The 26,558-nt window shown below is 67.9% G+C and carries 25 protein-coding genes and 1 tRNA gene; 7 read left to right on the plus strand and 19 right to left on the minus strand.

Annotated elements, in window-relative coordinates; all coding sequences use genetic code 11:
* Positions 1–261: 261 nt before the first annotated feature.
* Entirely contained in the window at positions 262–876 is a 615-nt protein-coding gene (locus ASF54_RS04505) for an HAD family hydrolase (protein ID WP_235480938.1), read from the plus strand.
* A gap of 142 nt (positions 877–1,018) precedes the next feature.
* A complete protein-coding gene (lepB, locus tag ASF54_RS04510; RefSeq protein WP_200919564.1) occupies positions 1,019–1,777 on the plus strand; it encodes a signal peptidase I in 759 nt (252 codons plus the stop codon).
* A gap of 118 nt (positions 1,778–1,895) precedes the next feature.
* Here the strand turns inward: lepB and ASF54_RS04515 are convergent, their stop codons facing one another.
* From ASF54_RS04515 to ASF54_RS04565, 11 genes are all read right to left on the minus strand, one after another.
* Entirely contained in the window at positions 1,896–2,585 is a 690-nt protein-coding gene (locus ASF54_RS04515) for a GntR family transcriptional regulator (RefSeq protein WP_055959297.1), read from the minus strand.
* Positions 2,586–2,646: 61 nt separating this feature from the next.
* Complete coding sequence (locus ASF54_RS04520) at positions 2,647–4,239, minus strand: ABC transporter substrate-binding protein (RefSeq protein WP_055959299.1); 1,593 nt, start codon at positions 4,237–4,239, stop codon at positions 2,647–2,649.
* 88 nt (positions 4,240–4,327) lie between these two features.
* A complete protein-coding gene (locus ASF54_RS04525) occupies positions 4,328–5,314 on the minus strand; it encodes an ABC transporter permease (protein WP_055959301.1) in 987 nt (328 codons plus the stop codon).
* 9 nt (positions 5,315–5,323) lie between these two features.
* The gene (locus tag ASF54_RS04530; RefSeq protein WP_055959303.1) at positions 5,324–6,184 is read right to left on the minus strand and encodes an ABC transporter permease; all 861 of its coding nucleotides are present in this window, start codon (positions 6,182–6,184) and stop codon (positions 5,324–5,326) included.
* A complete protein-coding gene (locus tag ASF54_RS04535) occupies positions 6,181–7,974 on the minus strand; it encodes an oligopeptide/dipeptide ABC transporter ATP-binding protein (RefSeq protein ID WP_055959306.1) in 1,794 nt (597 codons plus the stop codon). The genes ASF54_RS04530 and ASF54_RS04535 overlap by 4 nt, the downstream gene beginning before the upstream one ends.
* Positions 7,961–8,887: a polysaccharide deacetylase family protein gene (locus ASF54_RS04540; protein WP_055959308.1), complete on the minus strand. Its 927-nt coding sequence runs from the start codon at positions 8,885–8,887 to the stop codon at positions 7,961–7,963. The genes ASF54_RS04535 and ASF54_RS04540 overlap by 14 nt, the downstream gene beginning before the upstream one ends.
* Entirely contained in the window at positions 8,884–10,425 is a 1,542-nt protein-coding gene (locus ASF54_RS04545) for an amidohydrolase family protein (protein WP_055959309.1), read from the minus strand. The genes ASF54_RS04540 and ASF54_RS04545 overlap by 4 nt, the downstream gene beginning before the upstream one ends.
* Positions 10,422–11,150, minus strand: a complete 729-nt coding sequence (locus tag ASF54_RS04550) for an aspartate/glutamate racemase family protein (protein WP_200919565.1) — start codon at positions 11,148–11,150, stop codon at positions 10,422–10,424. The genes ASF54_RS04545 and ASF54_RS04550 overlap by 4 nt, the downstream gene beginning before the upstream one ends.
* Complete coding sequence (locus ASF54_RS04555; protein WP_162237095.1) at positions 11,147–12,064, minus strand: carbohydrate kinase family protein; 918 nt, start codon at positions 12,062–12,064, stop codon at positions 11,147–11,149. Before ASF54_RS04555 ends, ASF54_RS04550 begins: the two co-directional genes overlap by 4 nt.
* On the minus strand, positions 12,057–13,256 hold the full coding sequence (locus ASF54_RS04560; RefSeq protein WP_055959314.1) for an SIS domain-containing protein: 1,200 nt from the start codon (positions 13,254–13,256) through the stop codon (positions 12,057–12,059). The genes ASF54_RS04555 and ASF54_RS04560 overlap by 8 nt, the downstream gene beginning before the upstream one ends.
* Before the next feature lie 24 nt (positions 13,257–13,280).
* Positions 13,281–14,066, minus strand: coding sequence for a BtpA/SgcQ family protein (locus ASF54_RS04565; protein ID WP_055959316.1), 786 nt, complete (start codon positions 14,064–14,066; stop codon positions 13,281–13,283).
* A 168-nt stretch (positions 14,067–14,234) separates the two neighbouring features.
* Between ASF54_RS04565 and ASF54_RS04570 the strand changes: the two genes are divergently transcribed.
* A complete protein-coding gene (locus ASF54_RS04570) occupies positions 14,235–14,921 on the plus strand; it encodes a GNAT family N-acetyltransferase (RefSeq protein WP_055959317.1) in 687 nt (228 codons plus the stop codon).
* 3 nt (positions 14,922–14,924) lie between these two features.
* Here ASF54_RS04570 and ASF54_RS04575 read toward each other — a convergent pair whose 3' ends face one another.
* The 3 genes from ASF54_RS04575 to ASF54_RS04585 form a co-directional block, all read right to left on the minus strand.
* Positions 14,925–16,175 carry a type II toxin-antitoxin system HipA family toxin gene (locus ASF54_RS04575; protein ID WP_055959319.1) on the minus strand — a complete coding sequence of 417 codons (1,251 nt, stop codon included), beginning with the start codon at positions 16,173–16,175 and terminating at the stop codon, positions 14,925–14,927.
* The gene (locus tag ASF54_RS04580) at positions 16,172–16,483 is read right to left on the minus strand and encodes a helix-turn-helix domain-containing protein (RefSeq protein WP_055959321.1); all 312 of its coding nucleotides are present in this window, start codon (positions 16,481–16,483) and stop codon (positions 16,172–16,174) included. Before ASF54_RS04580 ends, ASF54_RS04575 begins: the two co-directional genes overlap by 4 nt.
* 324 nt (positions 16,484–16,807) lie before the next feature.
* Positions 16,808–16,880, minus strand: a tRNA-Lys gene (locus ASF54_RS04585).
* 104 nt (positions 16,881–16,984) lie between these two features.
* On the opposite strand from ASF54_RS04585, the gene bcp reads away from it, so the two are divergent.
* Entirely contained in the window at positions 16,985–17,461 is a 477-nt protein-coding gene (gene bcp, locus ASF54_RS04590) for a thioredoxin-dependent thiol peroxidase (RefSeq protein ID WP_055959323.1), read from the plus strand.
* 135 nt (positions 17,462–17,596) lie between these two features.
* Here bcp and ASF54_RS04595 read toward each other — a convergent pair whose 3' ends face one another.
* A complete protein-coding gene (locus ASF54_RS04595; protein WP_055959325.1) occupies positions 17,597–17,998 on the minus strand; it encodes a hypothetical protein in 402 nt (133 codons plus the stop codon).
* Between the two features lie 223 nt (positions 17,999–18,221).
* On the opposite strand from ASF54_RS04595, the gene ASF54_RS04600 reads away from it, so the two are divergent.
* Entirely contained in the window at positions 18,222–18,470 is a 249-nt protein-coding gene (locus ASF54_RS04600) for a WhiB family transcriptional regulator (RefSeq protein WP_055959328.1), read from the plus strand.
* A 556-nt stretch (positions 18,471–19,026) separates the two neighbouring features.
* Here the strand turns inward: ASF54_RS04600 and ASF54_RS04605 are convergent.
* Positions 19,027–20,526, minus strand: a complete 1,500-nt coding sequence (locus ASF54_RS04605) for a sensor histidine kinase (protein ID WP_055959331.1) — start codon at positions 20,524–20,526, stop codon at positions 19,027–19,029.
* A gap of 105 nt (positions 20,527–20,631) precedes the next feature.
* Here ASF54_RS04605 and ASF54_RS16625 point away from each other — a divergent pair, with 105 nt between their 5' ends.
* A complete protein-coding gene (locus ASF54_RS16625; protein WP_055959333.1) occupies positions 20,632–20,904 on the plus strand; it encodes a helix-turn-helix domain-containing protein in 273 nt (90 codons plus the stop codon).
* 118 nt (positions 20,905–21,022) lie between these two features.
* Positions 21,023–21,526, plus strand: a complete 504-nt coding sequence (locus tag ASF54_RS04615; protein WP_235480939.1) for an Rv3235 family protein — start codon at positions 21,023–21,025, stop codon at positions 21,524–21,526.
* Positions 21,527–21,815: 289 nt separating this feature from the next.
* Here ASF54_RS04615 and secA read toward each other — a convergent pair whose 3' ends face one another.
* From secA to ASF54_RS04630, 3 genes are all read right to left on the minus strand, one after another.
* The gene (secA, locus tag ASF54_RS04620; protein WP_055959335.1) at positions 21,816–24,683 is read right to left on the minus strand and encodes a preprotein translocase subunit SecA; all 2,868 of its coding nucleotides are present in this window, start codon (positions 24,681–24,683) and stop codon (positions 21,816–21,818) included.
* Between the two features lie 134 nt (positions 24,684–24,817).
* Positions 24,818–25,519, minus strand: a complete 702-nt coding sequence (gene hpf, locus ASF54_RS04625; RefSeq protein ID WP_055959337.1) for a ribosome hibernation-promoting factor, HPF/YfiA family — start codon at positions 25,517–25,519, stop codon at positions 24,818–24,820.
* Positions 25,520–25,657: 138 nt separating this feature from the next.
* A complete protein-coding gene (locus ASF54_RS04630) occupies positions 25,658–26,416 on the minus strand; it encodes a ComF family protein (protein ID WP_055959339.1) in 759 nt (252 codons plus the stop codon).
* Positions 26,417–26,558: the final 142 nt, after the last annotated feature.

The following is a 26,558-nucleotide window of genomic DNA, read 5'->3' on the forward strand; positions in this document are numbered from 1 at the left end:
ACCCGCCGAGTGCGCGAAATCGGCCCGCGGACGCCGCGCCGGGGGCCGCTTCTGCGCACTCGGCAGCCGTCAGCCGGCGGCCAGCGGCTCCTTCACGTCGGTGTGCCATTCCGACGGTTCCATCACGATCTCATTCCCCACCAGCGGTTACGCGACCCCAATCCCCCCAATTACGATCCGGGCAAGATAAAGCCTCGCACCGGCGACGCATCTGATGCACGTGTACCGTCGCCTCGCGCGCGACCGCGATAGCCTCCGCTGATGAAGTGGATTCTCTACGACATCGGCGGTGTCCTCGAAATCGTTGACGACGACGACTGGCCCCTCTCGCTGCATGAGCGATGGAGCGCCCGTCACGAACTAACTGTCACTGAATTGCGAGCTCGCCTCCACGCCGCCGAGCTCCCCGACATGGCTCTGAGAAGTGGTGTCGCAGACGAGTACTGGCGCAAGCTCGGAGCCGCCCTGGGTGCCGATAGTGCAACGATTGCGACAATGCATTCCGAGTTCTGGGATGCCTACTGCGGTAAGGCAAACGTCGAGCTGCTCGATCATGCGAGATCGCTTCGGGACCGCGCTGGCCTCGCCATCCTGTCGAACTCCGGCGACGGTGCCCGGGAAGAAGAGGAGCGACGTTTCGGCTTCGCCTCGCTGTTCGACCCGATCTGCTATAGCCACGAGCAAGGAATCGCGAAGCCCGATTCGGGCGCGTATCTCACCGCGCTCCGCCGAATGGGCGCATCGGTCGAGCAGGTGCTCTTCATCGACGACCACGAGGAGCCGGTGCGCGGAGCCGAGGACTGCGGCATCCGCGCCATTCTGCACCGTGATAACGAGACCACCATCGCTGCCATAGAGACCTTTCTCGCGACCTGAGCTAGCCATCGCACTCGGTTTTTTGATACTTCGCGGCGTCTACAGGACGATCCTGGCGAAGGCCGAACGCGAAGGCCCCATCGAGCCCAGCATGTGACCTGACCGACTGAGGTTGCGTCGTGCTTCCCTTACGATCAGATTCATGGGGGAATCTGCCATGGACGTCGTCAACTCGGGCTCGGCTCGGCGACCGCGCAAGAAGCGCCACAGCACCGCACGGTTCGTCCGTGACATCCTGATCATCTTGCTGGCGGCGCTTCTGATCTCGTTCCTGATCAAGACCTATTTGGTCCGCTCGTTCTACATCCCATCGCCCTCGATGACGAACACGCTTCAGGTCAACGACCGCATTATCGTCAACGAACTCGTGCCCAAGGCGACTCCCCTCCAGCGCGGGGACGTCATCGTCTTCTCGGACCCGGGCGGATGGCTCGGATCAAGCGACACGACGCCGAAATCCGATTCCACGAGCCCGGTCATCGGGGCCATCCAGACAGGTCTCACCGCTGTGGGCCTCGGCACGAAGGACAGCGACAATCACCTCGTCAAACGAGTCATCGGCCTGCCCGGAGACAAAGTCGCGTGTTGCAACGACTTCGGCCAGCTCGAGGTCAACGGCGTGCCCCTCAAGGAGCCCTACATCAACGTCACGGCCGGCCAGCGCGCCGACAGGTTCACCTACACGGTGACCGTTCCGAAGGGTGCCCTGTGGGTACTCGGTGATAACCGCTACAACTCCGACGACTCCGCCGCACACTTCACGCAGAAAGACGTGTCGCAACCGTTCGTACCGATCTCCGACGTCGTCGGACGAGCCGTCGTCATCACCTGGCCGTCATCACGCTGGGGCACTCTGAGCAACTACCCCACGGTCTTTCAGGGCATCGACCCCACACACTGACGCCGGCAGCCCTGCGAGACTCCAGTAGATGCGGGTGCCCGTCGACCACACCCGCAACGACTGGAGTCTCGCCGCCCGAGGCGGCGGGCGGCTGGCGACAGGCAGCAAGCAGCACGCCTCAGCGCGCACCCGCCGCCCGCAACGCCGTAAACGACGGGATCCGGTCGCGCTCGATGTGCGTGTAGGCGATCGACTCGGCGACGCGCTCGTTGCCGGAGCGGATCGCCTCGGCGAGCGCCACATGGTCGTCGAACGCCTCGTCGACGTCGAGCTGCGAGGTCAGGTAGAACAGCCAGAGCACCCGGCCGGTGACGGAGCGCATCACCTGCTTCATCAGGTCGTTGCCCGAGAGGTCGACGATCGCCTCGTGGTACCAGGTGCTGGCCTCGGCGACACGGTAGGCGTCGCCCGAGTGCACGACGTTCTGCGAGTAGTGGAGGGCTTCGTCGAGGGGCCCGGAGTCGCCGCCGCGCGAGACCTCGCGGGCGGCGAATCGCGCCGCACCGACCTCGAGGTAGAGCCGGAGGTCGAAGAGGTCGTTGACCGCCTTCTCGTCCCACACGGTCACGACCGCGCCGCGCCGGGGGAACGTGCGGACGAAGCCCTCCTGCTCGAGCTGCGGCACCGCCTCGCGGAGGGGCACCCTCGACATCTCGAGCTCAGCGGCGATGCGCGCCTCGGCGAGCCGCGAACCCTGGGGGTACTCACCGCGGATGATGCCCTCGCGGATGGCCGAGTACGCCTGTCGCGAGAGCGACGCGGGTCGGTCGACGGTGGTCGCGGATCCTGCGTCAGATGGTTCTGTCACGTCCGCTCCTCGCGGGTGAGGGCCCCGGGGTGCATGACGCACCCCGGGGCCGGTGGCCGACCTACTTCGCGATTCCGAGCTTCGAGAAGTCGAGCTCGTTGGCACCGATGTTATGAGCCTCAGCGACTCCGGTGAGCCATTTCTGCGACACGACCCAGTCCTTGTTGTAGGAGAGGTTCATGTAGCAGCCGGTCGCGGAGTACGTCTGAGCGGCCTTGGCGTAGAGCGAGGTGTCGCCGGTCGCGACGGCCTCGTTCAGGTCGGCGTCGGTCGAGGGGCTGTCGCAGAGGAAGTAGTTGATTCCTCCGGTCTTGTCCCAGAAGACGTGGCCCCACATGTACGGGCTGCCGCCGTCGGGGCCGTTGTTGCCGTCGATGAAGGCGTCGGGGCCCTTCGTCGGGTCGGAGGCCCAGCCGAAGACCTGCGAGGTGGGGTACCCCTGCGCGGTCGCCTTGATGCCGTCGTTCTGCAGGTTGGCGGTGACGATGTTGGCCATCGCCTGGGCGTTGGTGTTGTCGGAGGCGTAGCCGACGGTCATCGCGGTGCCGGCCGGGAGGGTCTTGGCGTAGGCGGCGAAGACGGTCGGGTCGTAGCTGATGTTCTGCTTGTCGGAACCGTCGGCGATCATGCCTTTGGCGTACAGGGTGGTCGCGACCGACGAGCGCGCGCCGAGCACCTCCTTGACCAGCTGCTTCTGGTTGATCGACTGCATGAACGCGGTGCGGGCCTCCTTGTTCGCGAAGAACTCCTTCGACGGGTTCACCGTCAGCAGAGCCGACTGGAGGGTCGGCAGGAAGTCGCTGTTGAACTTGTCGTTGCCGTCGTACTTGGTGAGGCTCGACGACGGGAGCGCCGCGACGATCGCCGAGACGTCGCCGGAGTCGAAGGCGAGCTGGAGTGCCGAGGCGTCGCTGTACACCGGCAGATCGACCTTGGTGAACGGCGACTTGGTGCCCCAGTAGCCGTCGTACTGCGTGAGCTCGTATTTGGTGCCCGTCTTGGCGCTGGTCAGCTCGTACGGTCCCGTTCCGAGGTCGTGGGTCTGCAGGTACGTCTGGGCGTTGTCGGATCCTGCGTTCTTCTCAAGGCCCGTGGGCGACTCCATCTTCGGGCCGAACGGCGACGCGAGGTAGTCGAGAAAGGCCGAGTTCGCCTTCTTCAGGGTGACAACGGCGGTGAGGTCGTCGGGGGTGGCGACGCTCTTGATGCCCGCGGTCATGTAGGCGGCACCGCCCTTGACGGTGTTGCGCCGGTCGAACGACGCCTTGACCGCCTCGGAGGTGAACTTCGTGCCGTCGTGGAACGTCACGCCCGAGCGGAGCGTGAACGTGTAGACCGTGTTGGCCTTGTTCACCGTCCACTTGGTCGCGAGGCGCGGCGCGATCTTCACGGTGTCGACGTTGTTCTGGTACTGCACGAGCCCCTCGTACGTGTTGAGCACGATGGCGAGGCCGTTGTTGGCGTAGTAGATGTCGGGGTCCGGCGGCTGGCCGATGTCGCCGAGGAGGCCGACGGTCAGCACCCCGTCGGTCGGGGCCGGGTTGGCCGTGTTCGAGCCGCCGGACGACGAGCAGGCGGCGAGGGCGAGCAGCGGGATCACGGCCAGGGCGGCGATGACTCCTCGCGTCTTCGTGGTGAGGGGTGCGTTCTTCACTTCGACTCCTTGCAGGGTGGACCGGAGAGGGGAGGCTCCGGCGGGAGGGGTGTGGTGCAGGGATGGAGCGGGGTGGGGCTTCACGCCGTCACGCGTTGAGGCGCGGGTCGGCGAGGGCTTGGAGAACGTCGACGAGAGCGTTCGCGACGATGTAGATGATGCCGAGCACGAGCGTGACGCCCGCGATGGCCGGAAAGTCGGAGGTGGGGATGCTGGCCGCGAGGTAGTTGCCGATGCCGGGCCAGCTGAAGACCTGCTCGACCACGACGACGCCGGCGAACATGAAGCCGAGCTGGAGGCCCGCCATCGAGAGGCCGGGGCCGAGCGAGTTGCGCACCACGTGCTTACCGAGCACGACGATCGGGCGGAGGCCCTTCGATCGGGCGGTGCGCACGTAGTCGGAGGCGAGCGTCGAATCGAGACTGGACCGAAGGATCCGGCCGATCGAGATCGACGGAGCGATGCTGAGGATCACCGCCGGCAGCACCAGGTGCTGCACCCCCGCGACGAATTCCGTCGCGTCGCCGCCGAGGATGCTGTCGATCAGCACGAACCCGGAGGGGCCTGTCGAGTCGACCCCGCGACCGGCCGCGGGGAGCACCTGCAGCTGCGCGTAGAACAGGATGATGCCGCCGAGTGCCAGGAGGAACGGCGGTGCCGTTGCCAGCACGAGAAGCGGACCCCGGAAGAACGCGCCGCCGGGCCAGCGGAGCGACCCCGAGACGGCATACAAGGATCCGAGGAGGAGCGCGAGCACGAAGGCCACGGCCACGAGCTCGACCGTCGCCGGCAGGAAGTCGTGCAGGTCGGCCATCACCGGGCGCCGGGTGCGCAGCGACATCCCGAGGTTCCCCTGGAGGGCGTGCACGATGTAGTGGAAGTACTGCACCGGCAGCGGATCGTTCAGCCCGAGGGCCTGACGCTGGGCGGCGATCGCGGCGGGCGAGGCGTTGTTGCCGAGGTACGCCTTGACGGGGTCGCCGGGCGACACGGCCTGGAGCACGAAGACGACGGCGGTGAGCACGAGCACCAGCACGACGGCGGAGCCGGTGCGGCGAAGCAGGAAGCGGGTCATCGGGGCCTCCTAACGGCGTCCGGCGAGAAGATTGCGGATGGCGTCGCCGCCGAGGTTGGCGACGAGGCTGAGGAGCAGCACGGCGAGGCCCGGGACGACGGGCACCCACCACTGCGTGAGCAGCTGCTGCAGGTTGCGGGCGGTGTCGGCGCCGAGCTCCGGGGCCGGAGCCGCCTGGCCGAGGCCGAGGAACGACAGCCCGGCGAGAAGGATCACGACGTTGCCGATATCGAGGCTCGCGGTCACGATCGCGGTCGGCACGACGCCCGGCAGAATGTGCCGGAAGACGACCCGGGTGCGGCTGATGCCGGCCAGACGCGCCGCCTCCACATGCGGCCTCGCGGCCATGGCTCGCGCCTCGCCGCGGATGATCCGGGCGTAGTACGGCCACCAGACGATCGCGATGCCGATCAGCGTGTTCTGCAGGCCGAAGCCGAGGGCGGCGACCAGGGCGATCGCGACGAGGGTGCCCGGCAGCGCCAGGAACAGGTCGGTGAGCCGCATGAGGAGGTTGTCGAGCCAGCCGCCCGAGACTCCCGCGGCCACCCCGATGATCCCGCCGATCACGAGCCCCGACGCGACGACCACGAGCGCCGAGAACCAGCTCGTCTGGATTCCGATGAGGGTGCGGCTGAGGATGTCGCGGCCGATGCCGTCGGTGCCGAGCAGGTGACCCTCCGAGCCGAGGGGCAGGTTGAGAGCGCCGATCGGCTGGACGGGATTGTCAGGGGCGAGCACGCGGGCGAACAGCGCGACCAGGGTGACGACGATCAGCAGGCCGACCAGCGCGAGATTGAGTCGACGACCGGCGAACCGCGCGATCGTCACCTGCGGCACCCCGAAGCGGCGGGCGGTCAGGTCGGCGCTCATCGGACGGCCTCGATCTCAGGGACGGACGCAAGCAGCGACCGCGTGTACGGGTGCTCGGGGTGGTGGATGACCTGGTCGGCGGTGCCGTCTTCGACGATGCGCCCCTCCGTCATCACGACGACCCGGTCGCCCATGAGGCGAGCCACCGAGAGGTCGTGCGTGACGAACAGCACCGTCATCGAGAGCTCCTCGCGCATGCCGCGGATCAGGTTGAGCACGCTGGCGGCGAGCGACGCATCGAGCGCGCTGGTCGGCTCGTCGCAGAGCAGCACCGCCGGCGGGATCATGGTGGCGCGGGCAAGGGCCACGCGCTGACGCTGGCCGCCCGAGAGGTCGGCCGGCCGCACCCGAGAAACCGAGGCCGGCAGGCCGATCGCCTCCAGCGCGGTCGTGACACGGGCGGCCGTCTCCGTCTTGCCGAGACGGAGCGGGAGCAGGCGCTCGCCGAGGATCTCCCCCACGCTCAACCACGGCGTGAGCGACGACCCTGCGTCTTGGAACACCATCTGCGCGCCGCCTCGAGCGACGTCGACGCGCCCCGAGGTGACGGGTACGAGGCCCGCGATCGCTCGGAGCAGGGTCGATTTGCCGGATCCTGATTCACCGACGATCGAGACTGCCTCGCCGGCGCCGATCGTGAGGTCGATACCGCGCAGGGCGTGCACCTCTCGCTTGCGGCCGCCGCTGCGGACGACGAAGCGCTGGTGGACGCCCTCGACCACCACGGCGGGTGCGGCCGACTCTGTCGACGAGCCGGAGACGAGGATCCGCGGCGCGTCCGATCGGGTCAGGGCGAGCTCGCGCACCGTCGCCGCATCGCGCCAGCAGGCCCGGACGTGCTCGGAGCCGTCCACCGCACCCGACCCGTCGACCGCCAACAGCGGCGGCTGCTGCGCGCGGCAGGTGTCGTCGGCAAGCGGGCACCGCGACGAGTAGGCGCACCCGCGCATCCGTTCGGCGACGGTCGCCGTCTCGGGGCGGAGAGTCTGCAGCACGGTGTCGCGCGGAGTGTCGAGCGCGAGGCGGGAGTTCAGCAGCCCGACCGTGTACGGGTGGGTCGGCTCCCGGAGCACGACGTCGGCGGGCCCGAGCTCGGCGATGCGACCGGCGTAGAGGACGGCGATGCGATCGGCAATCTGGGCCGCGACGGCGAGGTCGTGGGTGATGAGCACCACGCTGCAGCCGAACTCGTCGCGCAGCTGACGGAGCAGGTCGAGCACCTGCGCCTGGACGGTCACGTCGAGGGCCGTCGTGGGCTCGTCGGCGATGATCAGCGACGGTCGACCCGCCGAGGCGATGGCCGCCATGATCCGCTGACGCAGACCGCCCGACAGCTCGTGCGGGTAGACGGTGAAGCGGAGGGCGGCGTCCTGGATGCCGACGGCGGACATGAGGCGAAGCGACTCGGCCTTGTCGCCGGTGGCCTCGGTGATCTGCCGACCGACGCGCATGGTCGGGTTCAGCGACGTCATCGGATCCTGGAAGATGACGCCCAGCTCGTGCCGGCGGACGGCGCGGATCTGCTCGGCGGAGCCGTCGATCATGTCGGTACCCGCGATCGTGATGGTTCCGGTCGTCTCGGGGCGTGACGAGGAGGGCAGAAGGCCCATGAGCGCGAGGGCGAGCACGCTCTTGCCGGATCCTGATTCTCCGACGAGACCGACGATCTCACCGCGCTGGATCTTGAGGTCGACGCCACGGAGCACCTCGGCGCGGACCCCGTCGCGGGTGAGGGCGACAGTCAGATTCGCGATCGACGCGGCCGGGGCCTTCTCGTCAGTTGCCGACATGGTCGACCTCCTCGGTCGTCGCGTGCGCTCGAACCGCCTCGTAGATGTCGTGGGGCTGGGTGAACCACACGTCGTCGCGGTGGGCCGCGAGGTGCTCGAGCGCCCGGGTGAGCTGGCGCAGCCGGAAGGGCACACCCGAGATGAACGAATGCACGACGATGCTCATGACGAGCGGCTGATCGCCCGCCGCGTCGAGCAGCTCGTCGAACTCGTCGATAAGCATGTCGGCGAACTCCGACGCGCCGACGCCGCGGCCGATGATCGACGTGGAGTCGTTCAGTTCGAGCGCGTAGGGAATGGCGAGCAACGGCTCGGCACGGGTGGTCAGCCAGATCGGTTGATCGTCGAGGCGGAGGTCGAGCAGGTAGCGGTAGCCGCCCTCGCCCAGGAGGTCGACGGTCGACTCGGTGTGAGTGAGCCACGGGCTCGACCAGCCGAGAGGCGCCGTGCCCTCTTCCGCTTCGATCCGCGCCGAGACGCCGCGGAGGTAGTCCGCCTCGTCGGCCTCGGCGAGCCCCTGGAGCGAATCCGAGTTCGAGACGCCGTGCCCCACGATCTCTGCGCCGAGCGACCGGGCGTGGGCGAGCAGCTCGGGGGCGGTGTCGTAGACGGCCGTGTTGAGCAGGATGGTGGCGGGGATGTCGAGGCGGCTGAGCCGATCGAGCAGGCGGAACGCGCCGACCCGGTTGCCGTAGTCGCGCCAGCTCGTGTTGACGAGGTCGGGGGCCGGTACGCCCTCGAGGAGGTTCTCGGTCTGGCCGGCACCGAAGTGGTAATCCTCGATGCCGATGGCGACGTAGACGGCGAGCTTCTTCCCTCCCGGCCAGGTGCCTCCGCGGCGCCCGGTGATCGGCGAGTAGTCGTAGCGGTCGTGCGAGTCGAGTGTCGCGCCGGTGTCTGCGGTGGTCGTCATGAGGGGTTTCCGATCCATCTGGTCATTCCGACGTCGGTGCGGGCCGCTTCGGCGATCATCGCGTCGTAGTGGGGTCTGAGGGCGTCGGCCTCGCGATTCGCCCGCTCGATGACGGGGAGCTTGTGGGCGAAGACCTCGCGGGCCTCGGCCAGGAGGGCGGTCTCGTCGACCGAGGTGACGCGGGAGCCGTCGAAGACCACCCGGCCGGCGACCATGGTGAGTCGCACGTCGGCTCCGTATTCGCAGTAGACGAGCTGGCCCCGGAGGTCGTTGAGCGGCGTGAACGCCGATCCGTCGAGGTCGAGCATCGTGATGTCGGCCTCGAATCCCTCGCGGATCTCGCCGAGCCGATCGCTCTGCAGGAGGGCGGCCGCTCCCCCGCGCCAGAGGCTGTCGAGCACCTCCCGCGCGGTCGGCCACTCGTCGCTCGGTCGTCCGCCGACGTTGTGGATGAGACCCGCCGTCTTGACGACGCCCCAGAGGTTCGCAGAGTCGTCGCAGATCGCCTCGTCGATGCCGAGTGCGACCGGGATGCCGAGGTCGAGCATGCGCCGGTAGGGCGCGACGCCACTGCCGAGTCGAAGGTTGCTCACCGGGTTGTGGGCGATCACGGCACCGGCGTCGGCGATGAGCTCGAGGTCGCGGTCGTCGGTCCAGACCGCGTGGATCACGTTCATCCGGTCAGTCAGCAGACCCAGGTCGGCCGTGTACTCGACGAGCGAGCGGCTGGCGAACCGCCGCTGCTCGGTCGCGAGCGTGCGCTGCACCTTCGTCTCGAGCATGTGAGCGAAAAGCGGAACCGAGTGCCGCCGGCTGAGGTCGTCGATCGCCTCGAAGTAGGGCACGTCGACCCGCTGGGGCGCCGAGATCGACACCGCGGCGGTCAGCCGGCCGTCTTCCCGGCCGTGCCAGGTGCCGAAGAGGTGGTCGTAGTTCTCGAGGAGTCCGGCCGCCCCGAGCGGCGCCTCGGCATCGAGCGCCGTCTGCACCGCCTCGTCTTCGTACCCGCCGATGAAGGGCAGCTTGTCGCGCTCGGTGAGTGTCGGCTGGTCGAGAGCGACACTCGCCCGGATGCCGCTGTCGGCATAGGCCTGCATCACGGCGTCGATGATGTCGGGCGTCGGGTGCGGCATCAGAAAGGCGTCGTCCTGCACCGTCGTCGTACCCGTGCGGAGCATCTCGATCGCGGCGAGCATGGTGCGCAGGTAGGCCTCACGAGGGGAGGGACGAAGACGAGGATCCGCCGGCGACTCATACAGCATGAAGCTCTCGAGCGGCAGGCTCGGCAGCAGCCCCTTGAGGTGATTCGCCGGCGAGTGATAGTGGGCGTTGATGAGCCCCGGCACCAGCACGTGGTGTGCGCCGCCGTCGATGCGGGCGTCGCCCTCTCGGGCCTCGGCTGCCGTGAACTGCGCCGCGGCTTCGGCGCCGATGCGGCGAATACTCGTGCCCTCGACGAGCACGTCGGTCGGGCCGAACATCCCGGCCTCGCTGTCGGCGTCGTAGACGTAGACGTCGGTGAAGAGCGTGCGACTCATGCGGCACCTCCGGAGGTGGGGCGGGACCAGGTGCTGATCCGGGACGTCCCGAGTCCCTGGGCGAGAAGGCCCTCCGCGAGCGAGACCGCTGCGGCCACCCCGTCGATCACGGGGACGCCGAGCGCCTGCCCGAGCGGTTCGACGAGGTCGGCCAACCCGGCGCAGCCGAGCACGATCGCCTCGGCGTGGTCCTCGGCGAGCGCCCGGCGCCCCTCGGCGACGAACAGGTCGAGCAGGTGCAGGGAGGAGTCTTCGACGGCCGCGACCGGTTCGTCGATGGCACGGACGACTGCGCGGTGACCGAGCCCGAGGGCGCGGACGACCCGGTCGGACTGCTCGCGGGTGCGCTCCGGCATCGTGATGATCGTGAAGCGGTGGGCGAGCTGCGTCGCGGTCACGAGGGCCGCCTCGGTCGTGCCGACGACGGGGCCGCGGGCAGCCTCGCGCGCACCCGGCAGGCCGGTGTCGCCGAAACAGGCGATGACGTAGGCGTGGGGGCGCTCCGCGTCCGGCAGCAGTTCAAGTCGTTCGACCTCCGTCAGCACGCTGACGGCTCCGTGCACCTCGTCGACGTGGCTCTCGATGCTCGGCACCCCGGTCGTCGGCGTGATCGCGAGCAGGGTCGTGTCGGGCCGGGCGGACAGCGCGGCCGCGGCGACGACGCGGTCGGTCATGGCCGAGGTCGTGTTGGGGTTCACGATCGCGATGCGGAACGGGCCGGTCACGGGCGCACCTCCGCGGAGACACGCAGAAGACCCGCGATACCGAAGTCCGAGATCGCGACCCGTGCCGCCTCGGATCCTCGGTTCGCCGCCTCGACGGCGTCGCCCGAAAGCAGGTGCGCCGCCGCGAAGGCGCCGCAGAAGGCATCCCCGGCGCCGGTCGAGTCGACCGCATCGACCAGGGCGCTCGGCACGAGGGTCACCGTGTCGTTCTCCAACACGAGTGCCCCCTTGTCGGCGCGCTTAATGACGACGACCGACGGCCCGAGCCCGGCGAAGAAGCGGGCGGCTCGCTCGAGATCGGTGGTCCCGGCGAGCGCCACCGCCTCGATCTCGCTCGGCAGGAAGACGTCACAGACGGCCACGATGGCGAGAAGGGCCTCGCGGTTGCCGTCGAGGTAGTCCTCCTGCAGGTCGAGGTAGAGGGCGGCCTCCGAGTTCTGGCGGAGCCACGGCGTGAGCGCCAGCTGCGACTCGAGACTCATCGCCGAGAGGACGATACCGTCGGCGTCGAGCACACTGCCCGGCACGTCGGCCGGATAGACCGACAGGGCGTCGAAGTGGGCGTCGTCGTCGTGCATGGCCCAGGTGCGCGAGCCGTCGTCGTGGTACGTCACGGTGTTGCGGACGGTGGGCAGGTCGCGCTCGGGCAGATCGTCGATGGCGATGCCGGCCGCAGACAGCTGGTCGAGTACGGTCGCGGGCAGGTCGTTGCCCACGGGCGCCAGCATGGTGACGTCGCGCAGGATCCTTCTCGCCGCCAGAGCCGCGTAGGCTGCGTCGCCGCCCATGGCCGGCTCGGACGGGACGCCGCCGTGCACCGCCTCGTCGATCGTGAGGTTGCCGATGCAGACGAGCGACTTCCACGTCGACTCAGGCTTCTCAGTCGACCCAGCCTTCTCGATCGGGTCAGGCATCGCGCTGCGCCTCGGCGGCATGCACCTCGGCGGCATGGAACTTCGCCATACCGAGGTGGTAGCCGATCATCTGGGCCGGGATCACGGTGACCAGAGGGCTGAGCGCCTCCGAGACCGCGGGCAAACGCAGGATCCCATCGGCGAAGTCATCGAACGCCCCCTCGCCCTCGGATGTGACGACGTACAGCGTGCCGCCGTAGCGATGCGCGTCACGCCCCGTGTCGACACTCCGCGGCACAGACGGCCCCGTGGGCGCGAACAGGAACATGGGCTCGCCGGGCTTCTGGCTGTTGTAGTGGTGGAACTCCTCGACCTGGATCTCGACGGCGTGATCGGGGCTCGTCTCTTTGACCTTGGCGGCGCCGATGATGGCGGCGGCCCAGCTCGGTCCGCCGGCCGAGAAGAGGTACATGGTGCGCTCGGCTTCGATGCGGGCGATCTCGGCGATCGGCTCGTCGAGGTCGGCCAGCACCCCGGCGATCACCTCGGGCAGGGTCTCGAGCTCGGCTCGCAGTCGCGGTGCCGCCTCGACGCCCCGGTACAGGCCGACCTCGGTCGCGAGCAGCAGCAGCAACGACAGGGCGGTCGTCGACGACTGCGTGGGCCAGCCGACGCGGGTCGCCTGCAACAGCAGGGTGTTCTCGCTCTCGACGTCGAGGGTCGAGCCCACCGTGTTGGTGAGAGCCAGCGTCAGCGCGCCGGCGTGCTGGGCGACCAGGAGGGCTTCGACGGTGCGGGTCGTCTCCCCCGAGCTCGACAGGGCGATGACGAGCGAGTCGGACGTGACGAGGTGCTGCAGGTAGTAGGCGAATTCGAGGGCCTGGACCGGCTCGCACGGCACGCCGAGCATCAGCTCGAGGGTGCGGCGTGCGGCGATCATGACGGCGAGCGAGTCACCGGCACCGACGAGGAACACCCGGTCGATCGTCTTCTCGGCGATGCGCCCCGCGACCCTCGGCAGCATGTCGGCGTTCCGCTCCCAGGTGGCGCGGATGGCCTGCGGCTGGCCGAGCATCTCCCCGCGAGTCGCGTCGACGCGACGACGGCGCTCGGGGTCCAGCGGGTCGTCGGTCGGCAAGGCCAGGATCCCGGCGCGCTCCTTCGCGGAGACGCGCTCGACGACAGCTTTCTGGCGGTCATCGAGCGGGCTTCCCGGGGCGAGGAGCGGGCTGTCGAGAGCGGTGGAGTTCATGAGGCGCTTTCTGGTGTCAGGAGTTCAGGCGAGGTGGCCGCGGGCGGCGTCGCCGAGAGAAGTAGCGGTGGTCGGGTCGATTCGGGCGTCGTAGCCGTCGCCGTCTTTGAGAACGCTGCCGAGGATCGCGCCGTCCGAGCCGCCCACGGCGGTCGCCAGATTCGAGCCGTTCACGCGGCCGCCGATGTAGACGGGTACGTCGGCGGCAACGGCACCGCTGGCACGGAGAGCGGCGATGTCGGCCACCGCATCGGCGACGCCGGAGTCCCGAGTGACGATGACCGCATCCGCACCGCCGAAGTCGAGGGCCTGAGCGGCCGCCCAGGCGAGATCTCCGCTGAGGGCCAGGCTCGTGGCCTCGTGCAGATCGGCCCAGATCTCGACGTCGCTGCCGAGCAGGCGCTTCGTGTGGGCGACCTCGAGCGAGCAGCCCTCCATCCACCCGGTCGGTCCGATCGAGACGCCGGTGAGCACCTTGACCCGCACGAACGAAGCGCCGACGGCGTGCGCGATGGCGACGCCCGACGGTCCGTCGTTGTGGCCGACGACCACGCCGAGTCCGATCGTGGTGGTTGCGCGCACGGCGGCTCCGACGACGGCCAGCGCTGCCACCGTCGCGGCGCCCACGAGAGTCGGCTGGGGTTCGTCACTCGCGTCCTGGATCATGACGTCGGTGAACCCGGCCGCCTCGAGGATCCGCGCGTCGTCGGCAGCGGCAGCGGCGATCTCGGCGACCGGGCGTCCCTCGTAATTGGCCGCGCCCGGCAGGGGCGGGAGGTGCAGCACGCCCACCAGTCGGAACCCGCTCATCGGCTTGTCTCCAGCGATACGGTGTCATTTCGGCTCATGTCAAAACGGTATACCGTTTGGTGTTTCGGCCACGTTTCCGCGTGTGAAAAGCATGTTAACGGGCCACACGGTAGACCGTCATCGACCTCAACGGGGAATGTCTTTGCAGGCCGCTAGCGTTGACGCACCATGAACGCGCACCCTCTCGACGACCCGATCGGCGTCGCTCTCCGCACGCGCCACGCTCACTACGCCCTCGCCGAAGGCGCCGCCCTGCGCTATCCGAGCGACGTGGCACCGTTCGGCTCCATTCCTTTCGACGCGACCGACGACGACTGGGCCTCCCTCGCGACGATCGCGGGCGCGGACACGATCGCGATGTTCGTGCCGTCCGAGTTCGACGTGGCGCACGGCTGGCAGACGCACCTCGACCTGGGTCTCACCCAGCTGACCGACGACGACGTCGACACCTCCGGAGAACGGCTCTCCGACATCGTCGACCTCGACGAGACGGATGTTCCCGAGATGCTTCGGCTGACGGCACTGACCCGTCCGGGGCCGTTCCTCCCGCGCACCGTGGAGTTCGGCGGGTACGTCGGCGTCATCGAGGGCGGGCGGCTCATGGCCATGGCGGGGCGACGTCTGAGCGTGCCCGGGTGGGTCGAGATCAGCGCGGTGTGCGCGGATCCTGAAGTCCGTGGTCGCGGCTACGCCAGGCGTCTCATCACCGAGGTCGCGCGGGGCATCCGGCGTGACGGCGATCGCGCGTTCCTGCACGTCGCCCACGGCAACCCGGCGCGGGGTCTCTACGAGGCGATGGGTTTCGTCGTGCGTCGCGACTCGAAGGTGGTCGACGTGTCGCCCTCCGGTGCGTGACGGTCAGGAGAGTGACCCGGCGGTCCGTTCGAGAAGCGCGGCTCCCTCGTCGATGACGTGCCCCACTGACGACAGCTGATTCTCGGGGACGGAGTTCGCCCGAGCTTTCCCCCGCCAAACAGCCAGGCTGCGTGCCAACCTCATCAGACGATCGTGTGCGGTGTCGGCTGGGAGTCCGCAGTCGGTCGCAAACGCGATGAGCCCCTCGCCCTCGTCGTCACGAGAGGCAGCTCCGGCAATGCTCGTGCGGCGGGTGGCACCCTCATCGGGATTCGGATTGACGTCGAAAAGAGGCGCAAGCCTCCAACCTCTGCCGGTGTCGAGCAATCCGAGGTTGCGCAGATGGTCGTCAGTGTTGTGCACTGCCACCGAGAAGGCGACTCGGTCGTACAGGTCGACGCGATCCTTTCGAAGCGCGGCAGAGGTGCCGTTGAGCTCGTCACTGACGTCGCCGTAATCCCGCTCTTCGCCGTCGCGCGATCCGAGTAAAGTCATCGCGCTGATGTAGCCGAAACGGCGCCCCATCGAGTCGCGGTCGAAGCGACCGAGAACAAGCACGCTTCGCCCGTCGGCCTTCGTGAGGAAGTGCCGTGGCACCGTGATTCCAGCGTCGTGAGCGAGATCGAGCATCGTCGCCTCCCAGCCCATGACGTCCCACTGGTCGCTCGCGTGAGGAAACTTCGCCAGTCCGAGAGATCCGTCGGCAAGCGTGACCGCTGCTTTCGGGCGCGCTCCACCGAGGGAGCCCGTGCCCGCGTCCAGTAGTGCTTTCACGGCGGCAGCGTTGTCTGGATCTGCCGAGACGTCGTCGGCGGCACGCAGAAGAGCCGGCAGACTAATGAGCTTCGGGACGTCGGAATTTTCGGCGAGGAAGCCCTCCTGGCCCCTTGAGTACCGCAGGGCTCCTTGTCGGGTGTGATCACTGACACCAAGCAGATAGTCCACATCATCGAGGGTGCGAGCCCGACGCTTCTCCGCCCGGGCGAGGGCGCGCTCGCGCTTGTCGATGAGGTTTCGTCCCCACCGATCGGGTGAACCGTCGCCGAATGCGCCCGGTAGTCCCCGCGTGTGCTGGGCACCGCTGACCAGGTCGAGCCGAGGATCAATGGCGGGAGCACCGAGCTGGGCGAGGTACCGAGGGTCGTAAGTGAAGGTCGTACTAAGGCTCGACCGACTCGAGACGAAATAGGCGGTGCCTGCAGACAGGGTTTCTCCCGCCCTCTCACTGTGAACACGAATCTCGTCGGTACTCACGATTCCGACGCGATCCGCCGTGGAGAGCTCACCCGTTGGCGCCCGAGCGCGGCAGCGCGTGCCCGCCCTAGATCGCTCGTGAGTGGATCCACGCTTTCGATCAGCTGGTCGAGAACACCCAGCGCCCGAGCAACCCGGAGAACGGTATCGAAGCCGACGGTTGTCTTGCCGCGCTCGAGGGCTCGAAGCGTATTGGGCGAGATGTCAGCTCGCTCGCACACCTGAAGGGCCGTGAGCCCGAGAACGAGTCGCCAGCCTCGGAGATGCTCGCCAAACGTCAGCGCCTGCCCTGCCACGTCAACCACCACGAGAACCCCTAAATGTCACTCGGCTGCTGCTTAGAGCGCTTAAACCTCACTGCAGCGACACATTCTAAAGCAGGAGCGCCCGAGCGCACCAGGGGTCTCGGCCGAACGGAGGCCGCGGCTGAGGCACCGGCGGACTGGGTTGCGGGAACAATTACCGCCGCCGAAGGCACGTCCGCGGACCGGACCCGTCCGCCCTTGCCGGAGGCACGTCCGCGGAGCGGACCCGTCCCTCCTTGCCCAAGGCACGTCCGCGGAGCGGACCAAACCAGCACAACGAAAATCCCGGGGAAGCGGATTGCCGCGAACACCCGGGATTGATTTTCGTGCACCCCCTCGGACTTGAACCGAGAACCCACTGATTAAGAGTCAGTTGCTCTGCCGATTGAGCTAGAGGTGCAGCGGCTGTGGAAACCAGAGTTTCCCAACCGAGGAACAACATTAGCATGAGATTCGACAGGCCCCGAACACAGGCCTGCCGCATCCGATCCCCCAAGGAGAACCATGTCTGAACGCCTCGAGAAGGGTGCCGCGGCACCCGACTTCACCCTCCCCGACGAGTCGGGCGCACCCGTTTCGCTGAACGATTTCCGGGGGCAGAAAGTGATCGTCTACTTCTACCCGGCCGCGTCGACGCCCGGGTGCACGACGGAGGCCTGCGACTTCCGCGACAACATCAACTCCCTGAAGTCGGCCGGCTACCAGGTGCTCGGCGTCTCGAAAGACGAGGCTCCCGCGCTGCAGAAGTTCCGCGACGAGCAGGGGCTCAACTTCCCCCTCCTCTCCGACACCGACCTCGAAGTGCACAAGGCTTATGCCGCCTATGGCGAGAAGTCGCTCTACGGCAAGACCGTCACGGGCGTGATCCGCTCCACGATTGTGGTCGGCGAAGACGGGTCGGTCGACCTCCCGCTCTACAACGTCAAGGCCACCGGCCACGTGAAGAGCCTGCGCAAGAAGCTCGGGCTCGACGCCGGCTAATCCGGGGCTCCTCCGAATTCGAAGGAGATTCTCGCGCCGGCCGGGCCGGATCCTTGGTTTGTCGTCACGGGGGCGCGGTTTCTCCTTCGAATTTGCAAGCGCCCTCAAACCACGAGCCCAAGCGCAAGGATCCGGCTACCGCGCCGTCGTAGCCCTGACGACCGGGGGCGACACCAACAAGATCACCACGGCCAGGGCCGGGAGCACGAGCGCCCACCCGGCGGCCGGCGTCGCCGTGAACCCCTGGAAGCAGCCGACCCCGACGGCGAACATGATCACCTGCCATACGATGGCCGCCCCGCGCATCCACGCTCGCCCCCGAGACGCCGCGACAACGATGAACCCGAGCCAGACCGTCGCGATGACTCCGAGCACGAGAATCGCGATGCCGCCCGCGAGTGTGTCGGCCTCCGCCCGGAACAGCGCCACCAGCATTGCGATCGACACGATGGCCATGGCAGCGAATTCGAGCGCGAGAAGCACGACGAGGAGGAGCAGAAGGGGGTGTCTACGGGCCGACACCTGTTGCGTGGGCATTTCGACTCCGTGTGGTTTAGCTGATTCGGTCACGCTCAAAGCCTCCGCTTAACCCCTTGATTTGGTCACACCAGTATGCGACCATATTTGAGGTTGAAGTGACGCTTACATTGCCGTGCGCGCCTCCCGAATTCTTTTTCTTTCCCCCCACGGAACGCCCGGTGTTTTGCTGTGCCCTCAGCAGGCAAACTTCGGCGTTCAGAGTCAAAAGGAGTACCACTAGATGGATTGGCGCGACAAGGCCGCCTGCCTCACGGCAGACCCGGAGCTCTTCTTCCCCGTCGGCAACACCGGCCCCGCTGTCGACCAGATCGACAAGGCCAAAGCGGTGTGCGGCCGTTGCTCCGTGACCGAGACGTGCCTGCAGTACGCCCTGGAGACGTCGCAAGACTCCGGCGTCTGGGGTGGCCTCAGCGAAGACGAGCGTCGCGCCCTCAAGCGTCGCGCAGCTCGCGCCCGCCGCGCTTCCTGACCGCCGGCCTCACACCACAACTTCACACGCTGACCCGCCGTTCTCGCGGGGTCGGCACCGCCCGGGGGGCGCGTTCCTGCAGAGGAGCGCGCCCTTTGGTGTGTCGTCGGCGCCCGCCAGGCGCCGCTGCCGCTGACCCGCGGCTGCGAGTGCCGCCTATTGCCCCCTCGGCCAGCCCGCGCACTGCATTTGGCGGCACTCGACGCTCGGGGCCAAGCGACCGACGACGCGATGCCGCCTGCGCTGTTCAGAACTTTGGCAAAACTGGTCGAATGGGCCCAGTGACGCCGGAGATCGGCCTGTTTTGCCAGCGTTCTGAACCACCCCGCTGCCGACGACGTGATCCGGGGGCCGTCGGCCTACGAGAACGTGCGAATTCGGGCACTCGTGCGCTCAATTAACGCGGTTCGGTAGATCGACAGCCCGCGACGGTCACGAGTGCCGCCAAATGCAGCACTGGCGCCCCCACCGTCTGCGTTAGGCGGCACTCGACGCGCTGGCGTAGCCGCACGCGCCAGCTACGGCCACCGACGGCGGGTCGACGGACGCGCAGCCCCTAGCGCTCCATGTTCTCGATAAACCGCAACGGCACCTCGATCGTCACCTCGGTGCCCGAGCCGACCAGCGTGTGCCAGTCGATCGTGCCGCCGAGCTCGCCCTGGATCAGCGTGCGCACGATCTGCGTGCCGAGGCCCGAGCCGACCTTGCCCTCGGGCAGGCCGACACCGTTGTCGCGCACCTTGACGCGGAGCTGCTCTTCGGTGCGCTCGGCGTTGATCTCGACGTCGCCGTCGCGCCCGTCGAGCCCGTGCTCGACGGCGTTCGTGACGAGCTCGGTCAGCGCCAGGGCGAGCGGCGTCGCATACTCGGTGGGGAGCTCGCCGAAGCTGCCGGTGAATTGCGGACGCACGGTCGTGTTGTGACTCGAGGCAACCTCGGCGCTCAGCATGAGCACCCGGTCGAAGACGGTGTCGAAGTCGACGTTCTGGCTGAGGCCCTCTGACAGAGTGTCGTGCACCACGGCGATGGAGGCCACGCGCCGCATGGCCTGGTTCAGTGCATCGCGGGCGACGTCGGTGTGGGTGCGTCGGGCCTGGATCCTGAGGAGTGAAGCCACGGTCTGCAGGTTGTTCTTGACCCTGTGGTGGATCTCGCGAATGGTCGCGTCTTTGGTGATCAGCTCGCGCTCCTGGTGGCGAAGCTCGGTCACGTCGCGGCAGAGCACGATGGCCCCGACGCGCTCACCGCGGTCGCGGAGCGGGATGGCGCGGAGCGACACGGTCACGCCGCGCGCCTCGATGTCGGTGCGCCAGGGTGCGCGCCCGGTGACGACGAGCGGCAGCGACTCGTCGATGACGATCTTGCCGGCGAGCAGGCCGGTGGTGACCTCGGCCAGAGACTCGCCCTCGAGCTCGCCGACGAAGCCCATCCGGTTGAAGGCCGAGAGGCCGTTCGGGCTGGCGAAGACGACTGTTCCGTCGACGTCGAGGCGAAGCAGACCATCGGAAGCGCGCGGTGCACCACGGCGGGGCCCGGTCGGCGCTCCGAGATCAGGAAAATCACCTCCCTCGATCATGGCGAAGAGGTCGTTGGCGCACTGGTTGAACGTGAGCTCCTGCCGGCTGGGCGTGCGCGCCTCGCTCAGGTTGGTGTGGCGGGTGATGACCGCGACGGGCCTCTCGCTGATGTCGGGCCGCCCGGCACCGAGACGACGCAGCACGGGAACGGCGCGCACCCGCGTCGGGGTCTCTTCGTACCAGTCGGGGGCGGCGGAATCGACGATGTGTGCGGTGTCGAAGGCCTGCTGCACCTGCGTACGCCACTCGGGGCGCACCTCGTGGCCGACGAAGTCGCGGTAGAAGAGCGTCGCCGAACTCGACGGCCGGGCGTGCGCGACGGCGACGAACGAATCGGAATCGGTCGGCACCCACAGCACCATGTCGGCAAACGCCAGGTCGGCGAGCAGCTGCCAGTCGCCCACGAGCAGATGGAGCCACTCGATATCGGCCTCACTGGAGCGGCCCTGGGCGAGAACGAGATCACTGAGCGTCGACACCCTTTCAGCCTATCCGCCCCGTCCGACAAGACCCGAACCGAGGATCCGACGCGTCCTCACCCAACACGGCTCACGTTCGCACTCGTCCTGACGGATAATCGAGGCATGGAGCCAGCACAGGAGCCCCCGATGCGTCGGTTCTACACCTCCGAGCGGGTTGCCGAAATGCTGAGCCTGCCCCTCGACGACGTCCTCGCGCTCGTCGAATCGGGAGAGCTGCGAGCTGTGAAGCTCGGCGTCGTGCCCTCGTGGCGGATCGAGGAGTCCGAGTTGAATGCCTACCTCGACGACCGGTACGAAGACGCGCGTCGGACAGCACTCTTCAACGGCTTCGACTTCGGCAGCATTGCCGACGTGGATCCGGATCCTCGCCGCTGACAGACGAGTTTGTCCACAGGTTGCTCCCGCTCGCGTGTCGCTCCCTCGAAATGTCATATGTTGATGCTACGCCCGCTGTGCGGGACGCTCATTCCGTTCACGAGCGAGAGCAGCCGACATGCCCCCCTCTTCAGCCGCGCGCCGTCGCGACGATCCGATCACCGACGACGGTGGTCAGCACTCCCCCGCACCCGCCGGGTCACCGCCGCGCCGGTCCGGGCGACGGCTTACGCCGGCAGTCGCGGATGCGTTCTTCGAACCGCAGCCGACGCTGCGGAGTGCGCTGCCGGATCCTGAGCCTCTTGCTCGAAACCTCGCCCGGAGCGTCGTCGAGATCCTCGCGGGTGCTCGCGAGATCGAGCAGATCACTCGCTGGGTGACGGCCGACGTCTTTACGCACCTGCTGAAGCGGGTGAACCTCGCCGCTCGCGCTCGGAGCGCTCGGGGCGAAGCGGCCCAGCGCCCGGCCGTGAGCGTCGGCAGCGTGCGGATCGACGAGCCCTGCGACGGCGTAGTCGAGGCGGTCGTCGTGGTGCACGGGCGGGCGCGGAGCCGAGCGGTGGCGCTGCGGCTCGAGGGGTTCGACCATCGGTGGCGTGCCACGGCGATCCACGTGCTGTAGCTGTCGTGGGTGCCCCGGCTTCTTCGCTCGGGCCGCTTCGCTAACCGTTTCACGCAACGCTCACCGAATAATCGGTTAGCCGTGCGTGAAACGGTGTGCGACGTTTCGGACGCCGCGCACGCCGACGCCGACACGACGCCAATTAGTCGCGTTTCGCAGGTCTAGTCGCGGTGTAGCGCGACTAAACCCGCGAAACGCGACTAGACCTGGCCCGAAGCAGCCCCACCATGCACAAGCCCCGACCCGCGCAGTGCGCAGGCCGGGGCCGATGTGGTGCGGGACGGAGCCGCTACTTCTTCTTCTGCGAGCGACGCTCGGCGCGGTTGTTCGGAGCGGCGTCGTCGGAGCCACCCGAGGTCGACTGCCCGAAGGCACCTCGGCCTACGGGGAGCCCGTCGCCACCCGAGGCCTCGGTCGAACCCGACGTGGCGCGGGCGGCCGCGATCTCGGGGTCGGCGAGCTCTTCGGTGATCTGCTGCTGACGCTGCGCGCGGGCGGTCTCGGCCTTTTCGATGCGGCCCCGCTCGTCGCGGACCTCGACCTCGCCCTCGGTGTTGGGAGCTGAGAAGTTGAGCACGGCGTCTTTGTTGTCGCCCTCGCCGAGACCCTTGGCCGCGATGATCGGACCGTGGTCGTGACCCTCGTGCCCGACCTGGCTCTGCACCTCGACCTCGAGGTTGAACAGGAAGCCGATCGACTCTTCTCGGATCGCGCCCATCATGTTTTGGAACAGAGCGAAGCCCTCGCGCTGGTACTCGACCAGCGGGTCGCGCTGAGCCATGGCTCGAAGGCCGATGCCGTCTTTCAGGTAGTCCATCTCGTAGAGGTGATCGCGCCAGCGGCGATCGATCACCGAGAGCACGACCTTGCGCTCGAGTTCACGCATGGCAGAGTCGCCCAGCGACTCCTCGCGGGCCTCGTAGGCGACACGGGCGTCGGAGAGGATCTCTTTGGCGAGGAACTCTCGGGTGGCCTTCGCCTTGGAGCCAGCCTCGGTGATGACCTCGTCGATGGTGATCGAGATCGGGTACAGGGTGCCGAGCTCCGTCCACATGGCGTCGAGATCCCAGTCGTCGGGGTTGCCGTCTCCGGTATGGGAGTCGATGACCTCGTTCACGACGCTCGCAAGGAACGACTCGGCTCGCTCGCGGAGGTCGTCGCCCTCGAGGATGTGTCGGCGGTCGCCGTAGATGGCCTCGCGCTGTCGGTTGAGGACGTCGTCGTACTTGAGGACGTTCTTACGGATCTCGGCGTTGCGCCCCTCGACCTGGGACTGCGCCGAGCGAATGGCGCGGCCGACGATCTTGTTCTCGATCGCGAGGTCGTCGGGCACGTTGCCGCGGCCCATCAGGCTCTCGGCGGCACCCGAGTTGAACAGGCGCATGAGGTCGTCGGTGAGCGAGAGGTAGAAGCGGCTCTCACCCGGGTCGCCCTGGCGACCGGATCGACCGCGAAGCTGGTTGTCGATACGGCGCGACTCGTGACGCTCGGTGCCGAGCACATAGAGGCCGCCGGCTTCGATGACCTTCTCGGCCTCCTCCTGCACGAACGCCTTCTGGTTCGTGAAGACGTCGTCCCAGGCGGCCTCGTACTCGTCGGGGGTGTCAACGGGGCTCAGCCCACGAGAGTTCATCTCGGCGACGGCCAGGAACTCGGCGTTGCCTCCGAGCATGATGTCGGTACCTCGCCCGGCCATGTTGGTGGCGACCGTGACGGCGCCGAGGCGACCGGCCTGCGCGACGATGGCGGCTTCGCGAGCGTGGTTCTTCGCGTTCAGGACCTCGTGCTTGATGCCCTTCTTGGCGAGGAGCTTCGAGAGGTACTCGCTCTTCTCGACGCTCGTGGTGCCGACGAGCACGGGCTGACCGGCCTCGTGACGCTCGGCGATGTCTTCGGCGACCTGCTCGAACTTCGCCGTCTCGTTTTTGTAGACGAGGTCGGTCTGGTCGACTCGCTGCATCGGGCGGTTGGTCGGGATCGCCACCACGCCGAGCTTGTAGGTCGACATGAACTCGGCGGCCTCGGTCTCGGCCGTACCGGTCATGCCGGAGAGCTTCTTGTAGAGGCGGAAGTAGTTCTGCAGCGTGACCGTAGCGAGCGTCTGGTTTTCGGCCTTGACCTCAACGGCCTCCTTGGCCTCGATCGCCTGGTGGATGCCCTCGTTGTAGCGGCGGCCCGACAGGATGCGACCGGTGTGCTCGTCGACGATGAGCACCTCGCCGTTGATCACGACATAGTCTTTGTCGCGCTTGAAGAGCGCGTCGGCCTTGATGGCGTTGTTCAGGAACGAGATCAGAGGCGTGTTCGCCGACTCGTAGAGGTTGTCGATGCCGAGGTAGTCTTCGACCTTTTCGATGCCTGGCTCGAGCACACCGACGGTGCGCTTCTTCTCGTCGACCTCGTAGTCGATGCCGGGCTGAAGGCGGCGGGCCAGGGTCGCGAACTCGGCGAACCACCGGTTTGCCTCGCCGGACGACGGGCCCGAGATGATGAGCGGGGTGCGGGCCTCGTCGATGAGGATCGAGTCGACCTCGTCGACCACGGCGAAGAAGTGGCCGCGCTGCACCATGTCGCTCGCCTGCCACGCCATGTTGTCGCGCAGGTAGTCGAAGCCGAACTCATTGTTCGTGCCGTAGGTGATGTCGGCGGCGTACATCTCGCGCCGCTCGGCCGGAGTCTGACCCGCGAGGATGCAGCCGGTCGTCATGCCCAGGGCACGGAACACGCGGCCCATCAGCTCGGACTGGTAGCTCGCGAGGAAGTCGTTGACCGTGATGACGTGGACGCCGCGCGAGGCGATGGCGTTCAGGTACGCGGCGGTCGTCGCGACCAGCGTCTTGCCCTCACCGGTCTTCATCTCGGCGATGTTGCCGAGGTGGAGCGCGGCACCACCCATCAGCTGCACGTCGAAGTGACGCATGCCGAGGGTGCGGCTCGCGGCCTCGCGCACGGCGGCGAACGCCTCGGGCAGGAGGTCGTCGAGCGACTCGCCGCCGGCGTAGCGCTCGCGCAGCTCAGCCGTCTCGTTGTGAAGCTCGTCGTCGGTGAGCGTCTTGAAGTCGTCTTCAAGGTCGTTGACCGCTTTGGCATAGGCCTTGAGGCGGCGAAGGGTGCGACCCTCGCCGACGCGAAGGACTTTCTCGAGAACGTTGGCCACGGAAACTCCTGGTAAATGGTGGGCTGTGACGCCGGTGATGCGTTACCAGCCCGTGATTTTAGCAAGCCTACTGGCCGAACCCCTGGGAAGAAGCGCGAGCGCTCCGACCCAGGGGTCCGTGGTCAGTACCTGGTTCAGCCGACGAGGCCCCCCCGGATGGCCATCTCGGTCTCCTGATGCGTCGGCGCCTGGTCGTCGAGGGCGATGACACCGTAATCCCAGCCCTTGCGGCGATAGACGACACTCGGTCGGCCGTCGTGGGCCGAGTCGGTGAACAGGTAGAAATCGTGCCCGACGAGCTCCATGTAATAGAGCGCGTCGTCGACGGTCATGGGCGTCGACGCGAACGTCTTCTCGCGGATCACGACCGGGCAGTACTCCTCTTCGACCGCGGTCTCGTCGGGTGCGACCGTGGCCACTGCCCCGGTGCGGACCTGCTCGAGCGTCTCGGCTGACGCCGGCACGATTCCGGCTCGACTGAAGTCGACGGCTGCCGCCTCGTGCAGCGACGTTGGCCGGTGCTGGCCTCGGTGCACCTTGGTTCGGTCTTTGGCTCGTCGCACTCGTTCGAGCAACCGGCCTATGGCCAGGTCGAAGGCGACGTATTTGTCGGAGCCGCTTGATTCGGCTCGGACCAGGGGGCCGGGGCCGATGAGCGTCAACTCGACTCGGTCGTCGCCCGCACTCCCGGAGGATTTCTCGTTGTGCCTCGTCAGTTTGATCTCGAGCGCCAGTGCTCGAGGGGCGAGGCTGCCGACCTTCTCGGCTTTCTCGGTGGAGTACTCGCGGAATCGATCGGTGATGCCCACGTTTCGACCCGTTACGGAAATGTCCATGACGTTCCTCCAGCCACTTCAGCGTGCCGCCGTTCGTGTAGGCGGTAGTGCTTTCACGCCTCGTGTGGTTCACCGTATCGACCCCGACGCGTGCGTGTCACGCGCTGTTCATCTTTTCGTCACGGTCTCTCCCGCTTCTCACAGCCTCGCCGATCGCAGTGGCGTCGAGGCGAGGCAGCAGACCCCGAGAACGATCGTACCCGCGGCCCTGGCCGCTCGCACGGCCTCCTGCAGGGTCGCGCCCGTCGTCGAGACATCGTCGACGATGACGATCCGCGCACCGGCCCATCGCCCCGAGCAGCCGAGCGAACCGAGGCGCCCCGACAGGCGCTCGGCCCGCCCGCGAGACTTCTGCTGCGCCGACGACCGCAGGATCCGAAACCCCGGCTTCGACACCCGCACCCCCGCCGCTCGCACCAGCAGGTCGACAGGGTCGTAGCCCCGTCGCCTGCGGCCGGCCCGCGAGGGTGGCACTGCCAGCACGGCGACGGCAGCGGCATCGGCCGGCTCTCCCTCCGCCGCCGCCGCCGCTGCTCCGACCGGCGGCCCCTCCGCCGCCGCCGCTCCGACCGGCGACCCCGCCGCCGCGAGCCGCAGAGCGGCCGCCAGCGCCGGCCCGAGGGGCTTGGCGAGTCGCCATCGACCCGACTGCTTGAAGGCCAGGATCACGTCGCGGGCGGTGCCCTCGTAGTCGAGGCCGGAGACGAGCGGCGTTCCGTCGGGAAGAGCGGCGACGAGGGGCCGAGGCTCGAGCCGACGGCGACAGTCGGCGCAGAGCTCGATGTCAGGGGCGCCGCACCCGGCGCAATCGGCGGGTGCGACGAGGGCGAGAGCGGCGCGGAGGGCGGAACGGACGTGCGGCAGGGGGCGAGCGGCGGCGGGTGCGAGAGAGGGCATGGGTCGATCGTGGCGGCGAACGGATCCTTGATTTCGTTCGAAAACCGATCTGGGGAGAAGTCGTCACCGCTGCAACCTGTGGACAAGGGGTCGGGGGCGAGTCGGCGGGTGTTACTGAGAGTCGGCGGGTGCTGCAGCACCC

It is taken from the genome of Frondihabitans sp. Leaf304 (genome assembly GCF_001423105.1).
In the GTDB taxonomy this organism is placed as follows: Bacteria; Actinomycetota; Actinomycetes; order Actinomycetales; family Microbacteriaceae; genus Frondihabitans.

What these genes read in the sequence shown, in the direction of transcription:
- ASF54_RS04570 (WP_055959317.1), top strand. Translation starts at nt 14,235, where the DNA reads ATGAACGCGCACCCTCTCGACGACCCGATCGGCGTCGCTCTCCGCACG.
- bcp (WP_055959323.1), top strand. Translation starts at nt 16,985, where the DNA reads ATGTCTGAACGCCTCGAGAAGGGTGCCGCGGCACCCGACTTCACCCTC.
- ASF54_RS04555 (WP_162237095.1), bottom strand. Translation starts at nt 12,064, where the DNA reads ATGCCTGACCCGATCGAGAAGGCTGGGTCGACTGAGAAGCCTGAGTCG.
- hpf (WP_055959337.1), bottom strand. Translation starts at nt 25,519, where the DNA reads ATGGACATTTCCGTAACGGGTCGAAACGTGGGCATCACCGATCGATTC.
- ASF54_RS04525 (WP_055959301.1), bottom strand. Translation starts at nt 5,314, where the DNA reads ATGACCCGCTTCCTGCTTCGCCGCACCGGCTCCGCCGTCGTGCTGGTG.
- ASF54_RS04540 (WP_055959308.1), bottom strand. Translation starts at nt 8,887, where the DNA reads ATGACGACCACCGCAGACACCGGCGCGACACTCGACTCGCACGACCGC.
- ASF54_RS04600 (WP_055959328.1), top strand. Translation starts at nt 18,222, where the DNA reads ATGGATTGGCGCGACAAGGCCGCCTGCCTCACGGCAGACCCGGAGCTC.
- ASF54_RS04545 (WP_055959309.1), bottom strand. Translation starts at nt 10,425, where the DNA reads ATGAGTCGCACGCTCTTCACCGACGTCTACGTCTACGACGCCGACAGC.
- ASF54_RS04560 (WP_055959314.1), bottom strand. Translation starts at nt 13,256, where the DNA reads ATGAACTCCACCGCTCTCGACAGCCCGCTCCTCGCCCCGGGAAGCCCG.
- ASF54_RS04630 (WP_055959339.1), bottom strand. Translation starts at nt 26,416, where the DNA reads ATGCCCTCTCTCGCACCCGCCGCCGCTCGCCCCCTGCCGCACGTCCGT.
- ASF54_RS16625 (WP_055959333.1), top strand. Translation starts at nt 20,632, where the DNA reads ATGGAGCCAGCACAGGAGCCCCCGATGCGTCGGTTCTACACCTCCGAG.
- ASF54_RS04530 (WP_055959303.1), bottom strand. Translation starts at nt 6,184, where the DNA reads ATGAGCGCCGACCTGACCGCCCGCCGCTTCGGGGTGCCGCAGGTGACG.
- lepB (WP_200919564.1), top strand. Translation starts at nt 1,019, where the DNA reads ATGGGGGAATCTGCCATGGACGTCGTCAACTCGGGCTCGGCTCGGCGA.
- ASF54_RS04565 (WP_055959316.1), bottom strand. Translation starts at nt 14,066, where the DNA reads ATGAGCGGGTTCCGACTGGTGGGCGTGCTGCACCTCCCGCCCCTGCCG.
- ASF54_RS04615 (WP_235480939.1), top strand. Translation starts at nt 21,023, where the DNA reads ATGCCCCCCTCTTCAGCCGCGCGCCGTCGCGACGATCCGATCACCGAC.
- ASF54_RS04535 (WP_055959306.1), bottom strand. Translation starts at nt 7,974, where the DNA reads ATGTCGGCAACTGACGAGAAGGCCCCGGCCGCGTCGATCGCGAATCTG.
- ASF54_RS04505 (WP_235480938.1), top strand. Translation starts at nt 262, where the DNA reads ATGAAGTGGATTCTCTACGACATCGGCGGTGTCCTCGAAATCGTTGAC.
- ASF54_RS04595 (WP_055959325.1), bottom strand. Translation starts at nt 17,998, where the DNA reads ATGCCCACGCAACAGGTGTCGGCCCGTAGACACCCCCTTCTGCTCCTC.